Below are 16,844 nucleotides of genomic sequence, written 5' to 3'. Positions count from 1 at the left end.
CGCGTGCGCGCTATGCGCCTCGGCTCTTTCTGATCAGCAAACCGATTCCGCCAGCGATCCCGATACTGGCCAAAGCGCATAAAACGCCGCGGTGCCGAACCGCTAACATTTCGAGGCTTGCGGGCTTCGACTCGCTGTCAAAACGTCCGTGCGCGCCAAAATCGCCGGGTACTGGATCGAAGAGATTGCTTGGCGCGTCGGGGCTGAGTGGTTCGTCGGTGAGTTGCCCCTCGTAGCCCGCCTTTGCCAGATATCTGTCGAGCAATCCGGGTGCGACGCGGTTTGCAAGAATCGCCTTCGCCGTCGGAAATCCCACCCATACCTGGCGTCGTTTATGCGTTGCGGCGAAATAGATGGCACGTGCGGCCACTTCCGGCTGGAAAATAGGCGCGACCGGTTTTGCCTTCCTGCCCATCTTGTTGAGCGCCCAGTCGAACTGCGGCGTATTCAGTGCCGGTAGATCGACCATGGTCAAATGCACATTGAGCCGGTCGTGGATGATCTCGGAACGCAACGCGTCGGTGAAGCCGCGCACCGCGAACTTCGCTCCGCAATAAATCGACTGCAGCGGCACCGAGCGATACCCAAGCGCGGAACCCACGTTGACGATAGTGCCGCGATTGCGCGTACGCATTCGCGACAGCGCGGCCATCGTGCCATGCACCTGGCCGAGATAGGTTACCTGGGTTCCTCGCTCGAATTCCTGAGCGGTAAGTTTCGACATGGGTGCAAAGACGGTGGCCATTGCAACGTTGACCCATACGTCGATAGGACCGAGTTCCGACTCCGTGCGCGTGGCGGCTTCTTCTACGCGTTCAGCATCGGCGACATCCGTCGGAATGGCTAGTGCGCGAACGCCATAAGCATGCTGGATCTCGTTGGCGGCGCGCGCGAGCCGCGCCGGGTCGCGCGATAGCAATGCCACATCGTAGCCGTGCCGCGCGAACTCCTCTGCAGCCGCGCGTCCCGCTCCGGCACCCGCCCCGGTTACGACGACAACTTTGTTCATAGCGATCCCTTGTGCTTCGTGCGCACAACACGTCCGCATAGCAGTGCAGCAAAAAGCGAGCCCACTCGATTTGCATGACATGTTGATTCTTTCTGCATGAAAGAACGCGGAACGCGCTTTGCAACGCTGTCTGGATCTACATCGTGATTACTTTTGTGAGGAGCCATCCATGTCCATTACCGTCGGCGACTTCATTATCGAGCGACTACAGGCGTGGGGCGTGCGCCGTATTTTTGGTTACCCTGGCGACGGCATCAATGGCGTATTCGGCGCGCTGAATCGCGCACAAACGGAGGCCAAAAAGCATCGCAAGACCACCGGTCAGCCGGAGCCGATCGAATTCATTCAGGTTCGTCATGAGGAAATGGCGGCCTTCATGGCATCGGCTCATGCCAAATTCACCGGCGAACTCGGAGTTTGCATTGCGACGTCCGGACCCGGCGCATCGCACCTTGTTACGGGACTCTACGACGCCCGAATGGATCACATGCCAGTGCTCGCGATAACAGGTCAGCAGGCACGCTCAGCGCTCGGCGGTCATTATCAGCAGGAAGTCGATCTCGTCTCGCTGTTCAAAGATGTCGCAGGGGCGTTCGTCCAGCAGGCCACGGTGCCCGCGCAAGTGCGCCATCTCGTGGATCGTGCGATACGTACTGCACTTTCCGAGCGCAAGGTGACCGCGCTCGTTCTGCCGAACGACTTGCAGGACTTGCCTTACGAGCCGCCCGCTCGCAAACATGGCACGTTGCATTCGGGTGTCGGCTATCGGGCGCCGCGTCTCGTTCCACAAGCGGAAGATCTGCAACAGGCCGCGGACGTGCTCAACGCCGGCAAGAAAGTCGCGATACTCGTCGGCGCCGGCGCCTTGCACGCGACCGATGAGGTCATCGCCGTTGCTGAGAAACTGGGCGCTGGTGTCGCGAAGGCGCTGCTCGGCAAAGCCGCACTGCCCGACGATCTGCCGTGGGTCACCGGCTCCATCGGTCTGCTCGGCACCAAGCCAAGCTATGACCTCATGACCGAGTGCGATACGTTGCTGATGATCGGCTCGGGCTTCCCATACGCAGAGTTCCTGCCGAAGGAAGGCGCGGCGCGCGGTGTGCAGATCGACCTGAAGGCCGACATGCTGAGCCTGCGTTATCCAATGGAAGTGAATCTTGTCGGCGATAGCGTGGAAACGCTGCGCGCGTTGCTGCCGTTGCTCGAACACAAGCAGGATCGCGAGTGGCGCAAAACGATTGAAGGCTGGACTGCCGACTGGTGGAAGACGCTCGACAAGCGCGCACATGAGCCGGGCAAGGACGCGGTCAATCCGCAACGCACCGTGTGGGAACTGTCGCCGCGCGTCCCTTCGAACGCGATTGTGACGAGCGATTCGGGCTCCTGCGCGAACTGGTACGCACGCGATCTGAAAGTACAACGCGGCATGATGTGCTCGCTGTCAGGAGGTCTTGCGTCGATGGGCGCGGCCGTGCCGTATGCGATCGCGGCGAAGTTCGCTTATCCAGAGCGCCCAGTGATCGCTCTGGTCGGCGACGGCGCGATGCAAATGAGCAACATGGCCGAACTCATTACCGTTTCGAAGTACTGGAAAGGCTGGGCCGATCCGCGCTGGATCTGCATGGTGCTGAACAACCAGGACCTGAATCAGGTGACGTGGGAACAACGCGTGATGGAAGGCGATCCAAAATTCGAGGCATCACAGGACATTCCCTCCGTGCCGTATCACAAGTTCGCGGAGTTGATCGGCCTGAAAGGCATTTATGTCGACGACGCAGAGCAGATGGGCGCCGCGTGGGACACAGCGCTGGCCGCCGATCGTCCCGTCGTGATCGAGGTGAAGGCGGATCCGAACATCGCGCCGTTGCCGCCGCATATCACGCTGGCGCAGGCCAAGGCATTTGCATCGACCTTGCTGAAGGGCGATCCCGACGAAGGCAATGTGATCGTGCAGACCGCGAAGCAGGTGCTCGGCGCAGTGCTTCCGGGTCACCACGACGAGTAAGCGTGCGGCGCTGGCAATCGACCGCTTCACATGGCGAACGGTAAGTCGCATAGCTGACCATTTCGTACGGCATGGCGAATGCTGCCCTAAAGAAAATCGCCAACTAACTAGATGGAGGACCGCATCATGAAGCTCTATTACTCACCGGGCGCGTGCAGTCTGGCCGATCACATTGCCATGCACGAAGCAGGCATGGATTTCGACCGCGTACGCGTCGACCTGAAAACGAAAACCACGGAGACGGGTCAGAATTTCAACGAAATCAACCCGAAGAGCTATGTCCCGACATTGGAGTTCGACGACGGTCAACGGCTCACGGAAAACGTCGCAATCCTGTCATGGGTCGCGCAACGCAAGCCGTCACTGTCACCGTCGGGCGAGCTAGGCGCGACACGTCTGGTCGAGATGCTGGCTTTCATTTCAACAGAGTTGCACAAGCAATTCGGCCGCGTATTCAAACCCGCGTCGAATGAAGAAGCAAGTGCCGCGCGGGAGAAGCTCGGCCAGCGCTTCCAGCTCGTTTCGACCATGTTGAAGGGCGACTATCTGTTCGGTGCAGAAGCAAGCGTCGCGGACGCGTACCTGTTCACCATGCTTCTATGGGCCAAAGAAGCGAACATCGAAGTGCCGCAAAAACTTTCGGAATTCGCACAACGCATGCGGACGCGGCCTGCTGTACAACTCGCGCTGAAACACGAAGGGATCGAGTAAAAGAGCATGCCCGCGTTAGCCGCGGCCGCCGACGCGGTTTTGCATCGGCGGCTGCGAGCGGTCGCAGCTGGCCGTGTTATCTACTCTGCGTTCGAACCGTCGAACTGCACTATCTCGATCCAGTTCGCGCCCTTGCCCACCGGGTATTGCCCCAGCGCGCTCAATGCACCGGTCTTCGGGTCGATCCTGTATGCGCTCAGGCTCGTCGACAACTGTCCGACCGCGAGCAGATAATTGCCCGATGGATCGACGTTGAAGCCGCGCGGCTGTTTTTCGGTGGCGTAAGTGCCGATACGTGTCAGCTTGCCCGACGCCCGCTCCACGCGATAAGCAGCGAGCGTGCTCGAAGTGCGTTCCGACGCGTACACGAAGCGGCCATCCGGCGTGATGTGAACATCGGCGCCCCATGGCTTATCGCCGGAAAAATTGGGCGGCAGAATGGAAATGGTCTGCACCGGTTTAACCGAATCACGCTGATTGTCGAATGCGAGCACATGCAGCTTGCCGTCGAGTTCATCGATCAGATAAACAAACCGGTGATCCGGCGAGAACACGAAATGGCGTGGTCCCGATTTGGCGGCAAGCGAATACGCGGGCGTGGCGTCTTCGGTCAATGAACCCTTCGACGGATCGAACTTCAGGCGCAACCAGGCGTCGGAGCCGAGCACCGACGCGAATACATAACGGTTATCCGGCGCGTTGCGGATAGCATGCGCCATTGGGCCTGTTTTGATGATCTGCTGAACGTCTAGCGCCACACCATTCGAGTCGATGCTGTTCACGGCCAGCAGATTGCCGCCGTAAGAAGCAGAGAACAGGTAACGGCCGCTCGCATCGGTGGACACGTAGGCCATGCTTTCCGCGAGCGGCGCCTTGCCCAGTTCGCTGAGGCGGCCGTCGAGCGGATTGATTGCGAAGCTCACCACGCGATAAGGTTTCGAACGCACCCCTGCGTAAAGCCGCAAGTGGTTCGGCGACAAAGCCATTGGCATGACGGTGCCGGCGAGCCCCACCGTCTCCACGGGCTTCAGTGCGCCATTCGCTGTATCGAGGCTGAACACCGAGATGTCCTGACTATCCGCGTTCGACATGTACGCGTAGGTGGCGGCATGTGTAGCGGCGGACATCGTTACACCGGCTAACAGAATTGCGAATACACGCGAGACGGCTTTAACGCCCATGTTTTTATTTTCCGATTGAGTTGGATACGAACATCAACCTGGGTTAGCGGAGGCGGAATGCCGACACCGCATCGGTCATCGACTGGGCCTGATGCTCAAGAGCACTCGCTGCGGCTGCAGCCTCTTCAACGAGGGCCGCATTCTGCTGCGTCACCTGGTCCATCTGGCTCACGGCCTTGCCAACCTGCTCGATGCCAGCGGTTTGCTCGACGGTTGCCGACGTGATCTCCGCCATGATGGTCGCAACGCCTTGAACCGCTCCAACGATTTCGGTCATCGTGTGGCCGGCCTGCGTGACGAGTTCATTACCGTGCCGCACGTCATCTACCGAAGCGGAAATGAGCGACTTGATTTCCTGCGCGGCACTCGCGCTGCGCTGAGCGAGCGTGCGCACTTCGCCGGCAACGACAGCGAAGCCGCGACCCTGCTCGCCGGCCCGCGCCGACTCCACAGCGGCATTGAGCGCCAGAATGTTGGTCTGAAACGCGATGCTGTCGATCATGCCGGTAATCTCCGCGATCTTCTGCGAGCTAGCGGTGATGGCGGTCATGGTCTGCACCGCGCGCTGCACGACGTCGCCGCCACGCTGCGCCACGTCGGCAGCGCTTGCCGCGAGCGTGCTCGCCTGGCGAGCGTTATCCGCGTTCTGCTTCACGGTGGAAGTCAGCTCCTCCATGCTCGCCGCCGTTTCTTCGAGCGATGCCGACTGCTCCTCCGTGCGGCTCGACAAGTCGAGGTTGCCCGCGGCAATCTCACGCGCGCCGCCGTGAATCGCCTCGCAATTGACGCGAACGTTCGACACCGTTTGCGCGAGCCCGGCCTGCATGCGCGACATCGACATGAACAACTGGCCGATTTCGCTCTTGCTGCCTTCAGGAATAGAGGTGGTCAAATCATTGCCGGCAATCCGGTCGAGCAGTCTGGACGCCTGCTGTAATGGGTTGATCACGATCTTACGCAACGCGAAGTGCGTGGCAACGATCAATGCGAGAGCGAGTGCGACGCCCGTGACGACCATCGTGACAATCCAGCCGTATTCCCGTTCGTTTCTCGCCGCGGACTCCTTCGCCAACGCACCGGCAAGGTTCTGAAACTTCTCCACGTTCGCCGAATAGACCTGACCGGCAAGCGTAATGTCGCGGTCGTTGATTGCAACGTAGGCGTCGGTGTCGCCACGCTGGAGTGCGTCGAACGACTTCTTCAGTGTTGCGGCCAGCGCATTCGAAGAGTCGACAAGCTGCTGTTTCAGCGCATCGTCCTGTCCCACGAATCGGGACGCCGACGCGAAAGCACGCGTTTCGGCGTCCGCGCGATCGAGGGTTCGCTGCGCGCTAGCGAGTGCAGAATCGCGAGTGGCGAGATCGTTGCGCTCCTTCAGCGCCGCGTAGGCGCGAGTGAGGGCTGCGCGGGTACGGGTGCTGTCTTTGTAGCCGTCGTTAGCGAGTATCTCCTGAGTCGCAATCTCCTGGAGCCGTTGCGCGTTCTCGTTCGAGCGGCCAAGCGCGAAGACACCCACCACGCCGCCAAACGTGATCATCGCGGCAAACAGGACCAGTACTGCGAGTAAGCTTTTTCTTACTGTGAAATCGCGCATGCTTTCCGAACCCGTTCGTTGCCTGTCTCTCTGGTTATTAACGGCAGATGATGCGTGAACTTGAATGTGACCGGCCCCGCGCGGTGCATCGGCACCCCACTGCATGCGCCGCCTTGCCCTGTCCGGCCTGACGCCGCTCTTTACTGGCGGACCGACTCTGGCGCACAATCTCAGCCGAAACCGCTGTCCATCGCCATTCCCATGATGCCGATTATTCGCATCGTCGTTCCAATCCGGCAGCGTAGCGACGTGCTGCACCGTGCGTCTTTCTAATTGGACACCTCATGAGCGACAAAACTTCTGGTAAGCGTGAAGATCTGCTGGCAGGCGGCAGCCGTCACCACCAGATCTTTCCCAGGCTGAACGACGCGCAGTTTGCGGTACTGGAAAGATACGGCGAGCGGCGCAAGCTGAGCGCCGGCGAGGTACTGTTCACCGAAGGCGATCGCCACGTTCCGATGTTCGCGATTGTGTCAGGCACCATCGAGGCGACGCGCGGCAGCGGCGAGAACCTGCATTTTCTGGGTACTCACGGGCCCGGCAGCTTTACCGGCGAAGTCGGCACGCTGGCTGGGCGCGGTGCGGTGGCGTCGACACGCGCAACGAGCGATTGCGAGGTGATCGTGATCGACGAGGAATCGCTGCGCGCACTCGTGGTTGCCGAAGCGGAACTGAGCGAGACGATCATGCGCGCCTATATCCTGCGCCGCGTCGCGTACATTCAGGATCAAAGCGGCGGCGTAGTCGTCATCGGCAGTTCCGGCTCTTTTCCGACACTCGTATTGCGGCACTTCCTGAGCCGCAACGCGCAACCGTCGGCATACTTCGACATTGCCGAGCACGAAGAGGCCAAAGCACTGCTCGATCGCTACGGCGCGACTGAGGAAGATCTGCCGGTACTCGTCACGTTGCAGGGCACTATTCTCAAGCGGCCGACGAATCGCGCGGTGGCGGACGCGATTGGCCTGAGCCCCGACAGATTGAATGGCGAGCGATTCGACGTGGTGGTGGTCGGCGCCGGACCCGCCGGTCTTGCAGCGGCCGTGTATGCCGCATCGGAAGGACTGCGGGTTGCGGTTCTCGACACCAAGGCGCCCGGTGGCCAGGCGGGCACCAGCTCGAAGATCGAAAACTACTTTGGTTTTCCGACGGGCATCTCCGGCCAGGCACTCGCCGGTCGTGGCTTGTCCCAATGCCGGAAGTTCGGTGCGGAAGTCGGTGTGCCGATCGAGGCACTCGGTATCGAATGCGACAAGGGACAGCCGTTCCATATCCGCCTGAATTACGACGAGCATGTTTATGCCCGCGCCGTTGTGATCGCAACAGGCGCGCGTTATCGCAAGCCGGAGCTTGAGCGGCTCGAGCATTTCCAGGGTCGGGGCGTCTATTACAGCGCAACGTTCATGGAAGCCGCGTTTTGCGGAAATGAAGAACTCGTCATTGTCGGCGGAGGCAATTCGGCGGGACAGGCAGCGGTCTTTCTATCCGGATTCGCCCGTCACGTGCATATCGTGATTCGCGGCGAAGGACTCAACGCCAGCATGTCCAGCTACCTGATCCGGCGGATCGAAGCGGCGCCGAACATCACGGTTCACGTGCGAACACAAATCGTCGCGCTAAATGGCGAAGAACATCTCGAGTCGATTCAGTGGAACCAGCAGGGGCGAATCGAGGAAAAGGCTATTCGCCACGTGTTCCTGTTTCTCGGCGCGCAGCCAAGTACCGGATGGCTTGGCGACTGCGTCGAACTGGACAAGAATGGCTTTGTGCTGACAGGCCCCGATGTCGCTCACAAGTGGACGTCGGAACGTCCCGCGCATTTCCTCGAAACCAGCAGACCCGGCATTTTCGCAGTGGGCGACGTGCGCAGCGGTTCGGTGAAAAGAGTCGCGGCGGCCGTCGGGGAGGGCGCGGCCGCGATTCAGTCCCTACACCAGTACCTTGCGCTCGCACCGTGACATTCAATACTCGACGAGTATGGTGACGCGCCGATTCGCAGCATTGGCCGCCGCGTCGTTGCCGATAACCAGCGGAAAATTGTCGGCGCGGCCAATGGCGGCCATACGGTGCGCTTCAATACCCTTGTCAGCGAAGAAGCGCACGACAGCCCCAGCACGAGCGGAAGACAGTTCCCAATTGGATTCGTACTTCGCCGTCGATATTGGCAAACTGTCCGTGTGTCCTTCAACCAGAACGTTGTTTCTCGCGCGCTCACGCAGCACCTTGGCGATCTGATCCAGCACAGCGAACGATTCGGGCAAAAGGCGAGCGTCGCCGGAGTTGAACAGTACTTTCGCGTTGATCGCAATTTCAACGCCTTGAGGCGTGTGCGAAATCGTGATCTGACGGTTGCCCTGCAAAGGCTCCAGCAACGAGAGAAGCTGCTTCTTCGCAGCTTCTTTTGCATCCGTTGCGGCAACGGGCGGCTGCACGTCGACAGCCTCTTTCACCGGGTGATGTTGGAGCGTTTTTATTTGCAACTCGCTGTTCTTCGCGAGTTGCAACACATACAGCGCGAGAAAGAGCACCATCAGCGTGGTGATCAGATCGGCGTATGAAAGCAGCCAGCGGTCCGACTGCTCGCCGCTATCGTGACCGTCCTGATGCGCTGTCTTGTCCGTCGGAAGACGCTTGCTGCCAGTCGAAGTGCTCATACACGCGAGTCCGCTATGAATTGATGCTCAGGCATTGCCGAGCCATTAGCCGAGCAGTTCGGCGGATCGTTCGCGCACGTCGCCAGCCAGGCGCGTTTCGATGGTGTGCGGCGATTCCTTTCGCGAGATCGCGAGTAGGCCGTCGAGGTACAAACGCCTGAAACGCAATTCGCTGTCCACCTGAGCGCGGATCTTTCCGTATAGCGGCAGAAACACGAGGTTGGCTACGGCCAGGCCATACAGCGTTGCAACAAACGCGACCGCAATGCCCTGCCCCAGTTGCGACGGTTCCAGCATATGGCCCGTCACCTGAATGAGGCCCAGCACCGCGCCCAGAATGCCGAACGTCGGCGCATAACCGCCCGCCTGCTGCCAGATTCGCGCGGCCGCCATGTGGTTACGCTCATAGGCATCGACCTCGCGTTGCAACGCATCTTCGAGCACTGCGGTCGATACGCCGTTTGCCAGCAGCTCCAGACCTCGCTTGGCAAACGGGCTAATCCCGTTTGCGTCGATCGACTCGAATACCAGCATGCCATTGAGTTTCGCCTGATCGCCCCATTCGAGCAGAACAGAAAGGCTCTCGCGATCCACTTGCCGCGCCTTGACAAAAGCAAAGCGCAATTGCTTCACGCCGTCATAGAAGCGCGCCCACGTGTTCTGGATCATCACGGCCCCGAAGGTGCCCCCAAGCACGATGACAAATGCCTCCAGTTGAAAGAGCGACGTGAAGTTACCGCCCTCGAGCGAGAAGCCCGCGACGATTGCCGTCAGGCCGAACACTACGCCAAATATCGTTAGAAGATCCATACGTCCTCGCCACCGGCTGCTGCAGCCTGCGAATTACAGTTAAACGTTCAAGCGTTGCGCCCGGTGTTGCGGACCGGGCGCCGCAGGCATCAGGACTCCGCCGGAGCAGTATTTGCCACGGGTGACTTCAGCGCTCGCACCGTATCGAGGAACCGCTGCTCGATTTCGATGATCTCGACCGGGTCGATCTTGATCTCTCGACGCATGACCCACGACACCTCTTTCTTCCGGGCTTCCGTCATCACCGATTGCAGGCGCTCGTCAATCGGCTGTCCCTCAGACGCGGACAGCAGTTTCGCGAGGTCATAGGTATCGAAAGCACTCACCGCTTCGAACAACGTGCGCTGATCGACAAACTCCAGATCGTCGAGCGATTTCAGCTCGCCTGCGCCACGCGCGGTGCGGCGCGAGAAGTAGCTGAGACCTTTTTCCTCGACGTAGTTGAGTACCTTGGTCTTGCGGAACGCGAAGATGTCCTCGGCGATCTCCGCGTGAGAGAGCTTGTTCAGAATCACTTTCCGGTCGACGCCGATCAGGGCTTCCAGGTCGTCCAGTTCGATCAGTTCGAGTTCGCTGCTGATCGATACATCCAGATCGTGGTCCGCGACCTGCTGCGCGCGTTCAGTGATTTTCACGGCGTCGAACGTGACGAGTTGCCGGCCCGCCGCGCCGTCACTTGCCGAATAGCGCCCAGACGTATTGTTCAGCCGCTCCGAGCGTCCCCCTTCGATGGATACGAGATTGAGCTTCTCCATGCGCTTGAGCATTGCCATCACATGTGGACGCGAGTGGCCCGCTATCGCGTTGCATTTCTTGATGACTTCGGAAAGCGGAATCGAGATTTCCTCGTTTTGAGGACGGCGCGCGCGTCCGTCGAATCTGTCGTTCGGTTCGGCTCCGGCCATCAACGAAAGAACGTGCGCATAGGAAAGGACGCCGGGTAGAAAATCGGCATGTGTATTAGTCGCGAGAATGTCGTCTTTCTTTTTGACGCGACGGATCATCGTGCGCACGATATGGCGCAGCAGCGGCGAGACGCGCTCGAGTTCTTCTTCGACAATGCCGCCCGCGATGGCGGTAAGTTGGCAGAAGCTCAGTGCCTTCGCGGTGTGGGCTCGCGGCTCGGGCGGCAACAACGCCGCTTCGCCGAAAAACTCGCCCTTGCCGAGCGTGGCCAGAATGACCTTTTTTTCATCGCACTGGGTGGAGATTTCGACTTTGCCATCTGCAATGACGTAGATCACGGCGTCACCCAGGAAGCCTTCTGAATAGATGACTTCGCCCGGAGCCGCGGTGCGCGTCCATGGCGTGCGTTGTTGGTTCAAGATTGGTACCCCCGATGAGCTTTTGGTCCAGCGCGTGCCTTCTTCAGGCACGAGTCAGTTCGACGGTCTGACATATTTCACTAGATAACGACAAGCTCATCCCAATCTTTAATGAGGGCAAACGCGACGGCGATCGCGCAAACGTTTGCCACTCCTACTCTCAACGCTCAATACGCGCGACTCGATTTGCTATTTCTTTGGTCACGAGTCGGCAAGGTCACCGGTAGCCGCTTTAACCCTTCGTCGCGCCGAATGTCAAGCCTGCGACAAAGTGTTTCTGCATCGCGAAGAACATTGCGACGGAAGGCAGCGCAGCGAGGATCGAGCCGGCGGAAACGAGGTTCCATGCGGTCGTCCATTGCCCCTTCAGCGCGGCCACACCGACGGTGATCGGCGCGGCGTCGTCGCCTTGCGTCAGGCACAACGCCCAGAAATAGTCGTTCCACACGAAGGTGAACACGAGAATCGCCAATGCGGCGAGCGCGGGCCGTATCAGCGGAAGGACGATTCTGAAGAACACCGTCCACTCGTTCGCACCTTCGATTCGCGCCGCCTCGACCAGTTCGAACGGCAACTGCTTGATGAAGTTGCGTAAAAAGAGAGCGCAAAAACCTGTCTGGAACGACACATGGAAAAGAATCAGGGCGCTCACCGTGTTGAAAACCCCTAGCTGCAACGACAGATCGCGTACCGGGATCATCAATACCTGCACAGGCACGAAGTTGCCCGCGACAAAAGTAGCGAACAGCGAGGAATTGCCGCGAAAGCGGTAGATTGCGAGCGCAAAGCCGGCCATTGCGGCGAGTGCAATGGAACCGATCACCGCGGGCACGGTAATCAGCACGCTGTTCCAGAAGTAATGCAGCATCGGCGAAGTGGTCAGCGCCTCGCGATAATTGTCGAACAGCGCAAAATGCTTCGGCCATCCCCAATAGTTACCCTCGCTGAGTTCTTCGCTCGAACGTATCGATGTGACGAGCACTGCGATCATCGGTAGAAGCCAGATCAGCAATGCGATCGGCAGCGTCAGCTTGTAGACGCGGCGCGTTGCCGGTTTCCACTTGTCGATTGGAATTGGAAACATGGTTGGCTCCTTATTGCTCGGCGCGCAGCATCCGCCGCAAGTGATAAACGATGTACACCAGCATGATGCCGAACAGCACGACGGCCACTGCCGCCGAATAGCCGATGCGGTAGTACTTGATTGCCTGGTCGTACATGTAATAGGCGAGCACGGTCGAACTTTCGAAAGGACCGCCGCCGGTCATCACCGAGATCAGATCGAAACTACGCAATGCGCCGATAATCGTGACGACGATTGCCATAAAGGTGGTGGGCCGCAATTGCGGCAGGATCACATGCCACAGCATCGACCAGCCGCGTGCGCCCTCCATGCGCGCCGCCTCGATCTGTTCCGCGTTGAGCGAAGTGAGGCCTGTCAGATAAAGGATCATGCAATAGGCCGTTTGCGGCCATAGTGCGGCGAACACAATGCCTAGCGTTGCGTAGCGCGGATCGCCGAGTACCGGCACGCCGTGGCCGAGAATTACCGCGAGCAAGCCGAACGTTGGATCGTAGAACCACGAGAAGATCAGCCCGACCACCACACCGGACAATACGAACGGTGCAAAGAAGAGCGACTTGACGATCCGGATGCCTGCCACTGCCTGGTTCAGATACAACGCGACGGCGAGTCCCATCGGCGGTGCGAGCAGAAACAGCAGGAGCCAGATAAGGTTGTTCTTTAGCGCCGTATAGAACGTCTGCGTATGGAACAACTCGGTGTAATTGGCGAGGCCGACGAAAGTCGGCTCCGTCATGCCGTCCCAGTTGAAGAAGCTCAGGCGTATCGTCGACAGAATCGGCCAGATCACATAAATGGCCACCATCACACAAGCGGGCGCGAGAAACAGAAAGGCGGCGCGTCGTTGACGCCGTGCGGTAGGCGAAGGACGACGCCCGCGCGCGTGGATCCGCGTGGTGCTGCCCGACGCAGGCAGCGGCGAGCCGCCTGGTCCAGCGGGACCGCCCACAGTATGACGAGTGACGGAATGCGACAAAATCATTCTCCTGTCGACCAGAGTTAGTGCTTTAGCACTTACTCTGGTCCCATGCAAAGCGGTCGACCAGAGTTAGTGCTTCAGCACTTACTCCGGTCCCGTGCAAAGTCGCCGTCCAGACACCCCGAAAGGCGCCTCAACGGCCGCCACCGCCCACTACTTCTTGTAAATGCGCTTGCGCGTCTGCTCCAGTTGCGCGAGCACGCTGTCCAGCTTCGACGGATCGGAGACGAACTGCTGCATCCCCTTCATGCCTTCATCCGCCATTTCCTTCGTCATGTCGCGATCGTAGAACTGCGCAATGCCGCCTTTCGTATTGGCAAGAATCTGGAAGCCGATCTTGGAGATCGGATCTTCCGGCTCCGGCGACTTGCTATTAGCCGACAGCGACCCGAGACCGGCAGCAAGCTTCGCGCCGATTTCAGGCGTTTCGACAAACGCGAGGAACGTGTGAGCGTCCGCCTTGTTCTTCGCCTTCGACGGGATATGCAGCGACTCGACCGGTCCGTCTTCGGCGGTCGGCACATTGGCGTCGATGATCGGGAACTGGAAGTAGCCCATCTCCGGTTTCACATTCGGCGGAAAGCCTGCGGTGATGAAGGTGCCCATCAGCATCATCGCGGCCTTGCCCTGGAACAGGAACGGCTGCACCGAATCCAGATCGTACGACAGGGAGTTGTCGATGAAATAACCCGCGTCGATCAACTGCTTCCACGTCGTATAGACCTTCTTCACACGCGGATCGGTGTATGCAATTTCACCCGCCATCAGCTTCTGATGAAACGCATTGCCATTCAGGCGAAGATCGAGATAGTCGAACCAGCCGGCGAGCGTCCACGCATCGCGGCCCGCCACGGCAATCGGCGTAATGCCGGCGGCCTTCAGCTTCTTGCAGTCGTCGAGAAACTGATCCCACGTTTTCGGTTCACCAGAGATGCCGGCCTTCTGGAACAGATCCTTGCGATAGAACATGCCCCACGAGTAATACACCGTAGGCGCCGCATATTGCCTGCCCTTATACGACGACGCTTCCTTCGTCGAGGCATACATGTCGTTCCAGCTGTTCTTCGCCCAATCGCCGCTCAAGTCTTCAAAAAGACCGCGCTGTGCGTAATACGCCATGCGCTCGCCGTCATGCCAGTTGACGATATCGGGCGCGACAGTGGAGAGCCAACCCGGCAATTGCACTTTGTACGCTTCTTCGTCGATAAACGACACCTTCACGTCGATGCCGGGATGTGCCTTCTTGAATTCATCGACAACAGACTGCCAGACCGCGCGCTGACTCGCCCCCTTGAATGCGATATTCGCGGTCAGCGTGCCGGCCTGAGCAGTGCTGACAACCGACGTTCCGAGAGCCGCCGCAGCGACCGCGAGTGCCAGCAGAACCTTGCGTGGTTTCATTGTCATGCTACCTGTCTCCTTTATTCCTGATTTTGCATCGTTGTCATTACTGCATGGAATTCCGGTTTGCACATCGTCCTGCTCCCCGCAACTGTCATCCGGCTCGATACACTGCCACGCCTTGTGGCTCGACAGTACTTGAGCCGATCACAAATGCGTTATCTGCCGCACCGGTGATCGTGTGCGCGTTGTCGCCGTAGTTGAACACATAGGTCAGCGCGCCGCACCGGCTAATGCGGACGCTCTCGCCGAGCCGCACCGTTTCGACACCGGCGCGTTGTGCGATCTGCTCGAAGAGCCGGGTCGTCAGCGCGTCGTCGAACAAGCTGGCGAGGTAATGGAACGCACCGCTACGCACATACGCCGGTTGTCCGTCGGCGAAACGCGCCAGTACATCGAAAGAATTCGTGTCCTTGCTTTCGATGAAGTCGCGCCAGTGACGCGCGACGCCGTCTTCAACACTCGCGTCTTGCGTACCGGCAAGCCGCACGGCCTCGGTCACATTAGGCCGCATCGATTCGACGCGCCAGACACGCAGCGGCAACACATCGGCGAGCGCACCCGGCGGCAGATTCGCGGGAATCTGCAAGTCCTGAGTCTTCGAACCGGTGCGCGGCCCAAGCACCACCTGCGCCCCCGAGCTGGCAAGACGCGCGGCCAGATCCGCCGGCACGACCGGCAACGGCGGCACGACGATCAGGCTGTAGCCGTCGAGCGACGCGTCGACCGGCACGACATCGACATCGAGACCTAACGCACGCAATGCCGAGTAGTACTCGAATGCGAAGCGCGGATAGTGAAAGTCCGCACCCTGCGGATGGATCTCGAACAGCCACTTAGCTTCATAGTCGTAGACGAGCGCCACTTTCGAACGGACCGCGGCATCGGCATGCGCATTAGCCGCAAGCACCGTGCGAATTTCCGACGCCACCTGTGCCGCCTCGCTACCGCCGACGTCGAGCCGGTTATCCGGCGTGTTCAGGCCCGCATGCATCTGCTCCTGCGCGAACGGCGCCTGACGCCAGCGGAAATACGATACGCAGCCCGCGCCGTGCGCGAACGCTTCCCAGCTCCACAGCCGAACCATGCCCGGCAATGGCGCCGGATTCCACTGCGCCCAGTTCACCGGACCCGGTTGTTGCTCCATCACCCAGAACGGCAGCTTCGACATACCGCGATATACGTCGTGATTGAACGATGCAAAATCCGGATGACCGCTGCGCAGCCAGCGCGCTTTCACATCGGGCGCGAACCATTGTTCTTCCAGCGCGCCGAGCGGATAACTGTCCCAAGCGGCAACGTCGAGATCGGCAGCGACCTTGTAGTGATCGAACTCGGTAAAGAGCTGCATGAAGTTGTGCGCAACCGGCCGCCCCGGCGAATGCGCACGGATGATCTCGACCTGCATGCGGTTATAGCGCGCAACTTCGTCGGACGCGAAGCGCCGGTAATCGAGCCGATGCGAAGGATGTGCCTCGGTCACAGTCGCCACCGGAGCGTCGATCTCGTCGAAGCTGCGGTACTCCATGCTCCAGAACACGGTGCCCCACGCGCGGTTTAATTCGTCGATTGTTGTGTAGCGTGCCTTTAGCCACTCGCGAAAGCGCGCCACTGCTGCGGGCGAATAACTCACGACTGTGTGATGACAGCCGAACTCGTTATCGGTCTGCCAGTACGCAACGGCCGGATGTTTGCCGTAACGCTCGGCAATTGCAGTGCAAATCTTCTGCGATGCCGAGAAATACGACGGCGACGAGAAGTCATAATGACGGCGCGAGCCGAACGCGCGCGGTCGGCCATCCGCGCCAATCGGCAAGATGTCCGGATGGCGGTCGATCAGCCACTTTGGAGGTGTCGCGGTGGGCGTGCACATCACGACTTGCAAGCCTGCGGCGCCGAGTACTTCGATTGCGCGATCGAGCCACGCCCAATCGTATTCGCCAGGCGTCGGCTCGATGCGGCTCCACGCAAACTCGGCGATTCGAACCTGCTCGATACCGAGTGCTTTCATCCGGCGCGCGTCGTCTTCCCACATCGACTCGGGCCAGTGTTCCGGGTAATAACAGACTCCAAGGCGCATCCGAATGTCCT

At 59.7% G+C, this 16,844-nt stretch carries 13 protein-coding genes; 3 read left to right on the top strand and 10 right to left on the bottom strand.

Annotated features, from left to right (window positions below):
- Window positions 1–10 precede the first annotated feature (10 nt).
- Window positions 11–1,009 (bottom strand): SDR family oxidoreductase, encoded by a 999-nt coding sequence (locus H281_RS0116705; protein WP_020068282.1) that lies wholly within the window; start codon window positions 1,007–1,009, stop codon window positions 11–13.
- A 169-nt stretch (window positions 1,010–1,178) separates the two neighbouring features.
- Here H281_RS0116705 and H281_RS0116700 point away from each other — a divergent pair, with 169 nt between their 5' ends.
- Together H281_RS0116700 and H281_RS0116695 are read left to right on the top strand one after the other, a co-directional pair.
- Window positions 1,179–3,014, top strand: a complete 1,836-nt coding sequence (locus H281_RS0116700; protein WP_020068281.1) for a thiamine pyrophosphate-requiring protein — start codon at window positions 1,179–1,181, stop codon at window positions 3,012–3,014.
- Between the two features lie 126 nt (window positions 3,015–3,140).
- Complete coding sequence (locus H281_RS0116695) at window positions 3,141–3,725, top strand: glutathione binding-like protein (RefSeq protein WP_027804675.1); 585 nt, start codon at window positions 3,141–3,143, stop codon at window positions 3,723–3,725.
- Window positions 3,726–3,805: 80 nt separating this feature from the next.
- Here H281_RS0116695 and H281_RS0116690 read toward each other — a convergent pair whose 3' ends face one another.
- Window positions 3,806–4,906 (bottom strand): lactonase family protein, encoded by a 1,101-nt coding sequence (locus H281_RS0116690; protein WP_020068279.1) that lies wholly within the window; start codon window positions 4,904–4,906, stop codon window positions 3,806–3,808.
- Between the two features lie 43 nt (window positions 4,907–4,949).
- Window positions 4,950–6,500 carry a methyl-accepting chemotaxis protein gene (locus H281_RS0116685; protein ID WP_020068278.1) on the bottom strand — a complete coding sequence of 517 codons (1,551 nt, stop codon included), beginning with the start codon at window positions 6,498–6,500 and terminating at the stop codon, window positions 4,950–4,952.
- Window positions 6,501–6,784: 284 nt separating this feature from the next.
- On the opposite strand from H281_RS0116685, the gene H281_RS0116680 reads away from it, so the two are divergent.
- Window positions 6,785–8,458, top strand: a complete 1,674-nt coding sequence (locus tag H281_RS0116680) for an FAD-dependent oxidoreductase (RefSeq protein WP_020068277.1) — start codon at window positions 6,785–6,787, stop codon at window positions 8,456–8,458.
- 3 nt (window positions 8,459–8,461) lie between these two features.
- On the opposite strand, the gene H281_RS0116675 is transcribed toward H281_RS0116680, so the two are convergent.
- From H281_RS0116675 to H281_RS0116645, 7 genes are all read right to left on the bottom strand, one after another.
- On the bottom strand, window positions 8,462–9,154 hold the full coding sequence (locus H281_RS0116675; RefSeq protein ID WP_020068276.1) for an OmpA family protein: 693 nt from the start codon (window positions 9,152–9,154) through the stop codon (window positions 8,462–8,464).
- Window positions 9,155–9,199: 45 nt separating this feature from the next.
- The gene (locus H281_RS0116670; RefSeq protein WP_020068275.1) at window positions 9,200–9,964 is read right to left on the bottom strand and encodes a flagellar motor protein; all 765 of its coding nucleotides are present in this window, start codon (window positions 9,962–9,964) and stop codon (window positions 9,200–9,202) included.
- An 89-nt stretch (window positions 9,965–10,053) separates the two neighbouring features.
- Entirely contained in the window at window positions 10,054–11,289 is a 1,236-nt protein-coding gene (locus H281_RS0116665) for a Crp/Fnr family transcriptional regulator (RefSeq protein ID WP_027804674.1), read from the bottom strand.
- A 232-nt stretch (window positions 11,290–11,521) separates the two neighbouring features.
- Entirely contained in the window at window positions 11,522–12,373 is an 852-nt protein-coding gene (locus H281_RS0116660) for a carbohydrate ABC transporter permease (RefSeq protein WP_020068273.1), read from the bottom strand.
- A gap of 10 nt (window positions 12,374–12,383) precedes the next feature.
- On the bottom strand, window positions 12,384–13,355 hold the full coding sequence (locus H281_RS0116655) for a carbohydrate ABC transporter permease (RefSeq protein ID WP_020068272.1): 972 nt from the start codon (window positions 13,353–13,355) through the stop codon (window positions 12,384–12,386).
- A 150-nt stretch (window positions 13,356–13,505) separates the two neighbouring features.
- Window positions 13,506–14,759: an ABC transporter substrate-binding protein gene (locus H281_RS0116650; protein WP_020068271.1), complete on the bottom strand. Its 1,254-nt coding sequence runs from the start codon at window positions 14,757–14,759 to the stop codon at window positions 13,506–13,508.
- A gap of 88 nt (window positions 14,760–14,847) precedes the next feature.
- A complete protein-coding gene (locus tag H281_RS0116645) occupies window positions 14,848–16,833 on the bottom strand; it encodes a beta-galactosidase (protein WP_027804672.1) in 1,986 nt (661 codons plus the stop codon).
- Window positions 16,834–16,844 lie beyond the last annotated feature (11 nt).

It is taken from the genome of Paraburkholderia caledonica (assembly GCF_000383275.1).
GTDB classification, from domain to species: Bacteria; Pseudomonadota; Gammaproteobacteria; order Burkholderiales; family Burkholderiaceae; genus Paraburkholderia; species Paraburkholderia caledonica.
The sequence above is the reverse complement of the archived record's forward strand: the minus strand, read 5'-3'. Positions and strand labels throughout refer to the sequence as shown.

Coding starts and splice junctions, on each gene's coding strand:
- H281_RS0116705 (WP_020068282.1), bottom strand. CDS start 1,009: ATGAACAAAGTTGTCGTCGTAACCGGGGCGGGTGCCGGAGCGGGACGC.
- H281_RS0116700 (WP_020068281.1), top strand. CDS start 1,179: ATGTCCATTACCGTCGGCGACTTCATTATCGAGCGACTACAGGCGTGG.
- H281_RS0116695 (WP_027804675.1), top strand. CDS start 3,141: ATGAAGCTCTATTACTCACCGGGCGCGTGCAGTCTGGCCGATCACATT.
- H281_RS0116690 (WP_020068279.1), bottom strand. CDS start 4,906: ATGGGCGTTAAAGCCGTCTCGCGTGTATTCGCAATTCTGTTAGCCGGT.
- H281_RS0116685 (WP_020068278.1), bottom strand. CDS start 6,500: ATGCGCGATTTCACAGTAAGAAAAAGCTTACTCGCAGTACTGGTCCTG.
- H281_RS0116680 (WP_020068277.1), top strand. CDS start 6,785: ATGAGCGACAAAACTTCTGGTAAGCGTGAAGATCTGCTGGCAGGCGGC.
- H281_RS0116675 (WP_020068276.1), bottom strand. CDS start 9,154: ATGAGCACTTCGACTGGCAGCAAGCGTCTTCCGACGGACAAGACAGCG.
- H281_RS0116670 (WP_020068275.1), bottom strand. CDS start 9,964: ATGGATCTTCTAACGATATTTGGCGTAGTGTTCGGCCTGACGGCAATC.
- H281_RS0116660 (WP_020068273.1), bottom strand. CDS start 12,373: ATGTTTCCAATTCCAATCGACAAGTGGAAACCGGCAACGCGCCGCGTC.
- H281_RS0116655 (WP_020068272.1), bottom strand. CDS start 13,355: ATGATTTTGTCGCATTCCGTCACTCGTCATACTGTGGGCGGTCCCGCT.
- H281_RS0116650 (WP_020068271.1), bottom strand. CDS start 14,759: ATGACAATGAAACCACGCAAGGTTCTGCTGGCACTCGCGGTCGCTGCG.
- H281_RS0116645 (WP_027804672.1), bottom strand. CDS start 16,833: ATGCGCCTTGGAGTCTGTTATTACCCGGAACACTGGCCCGAGTCGATG.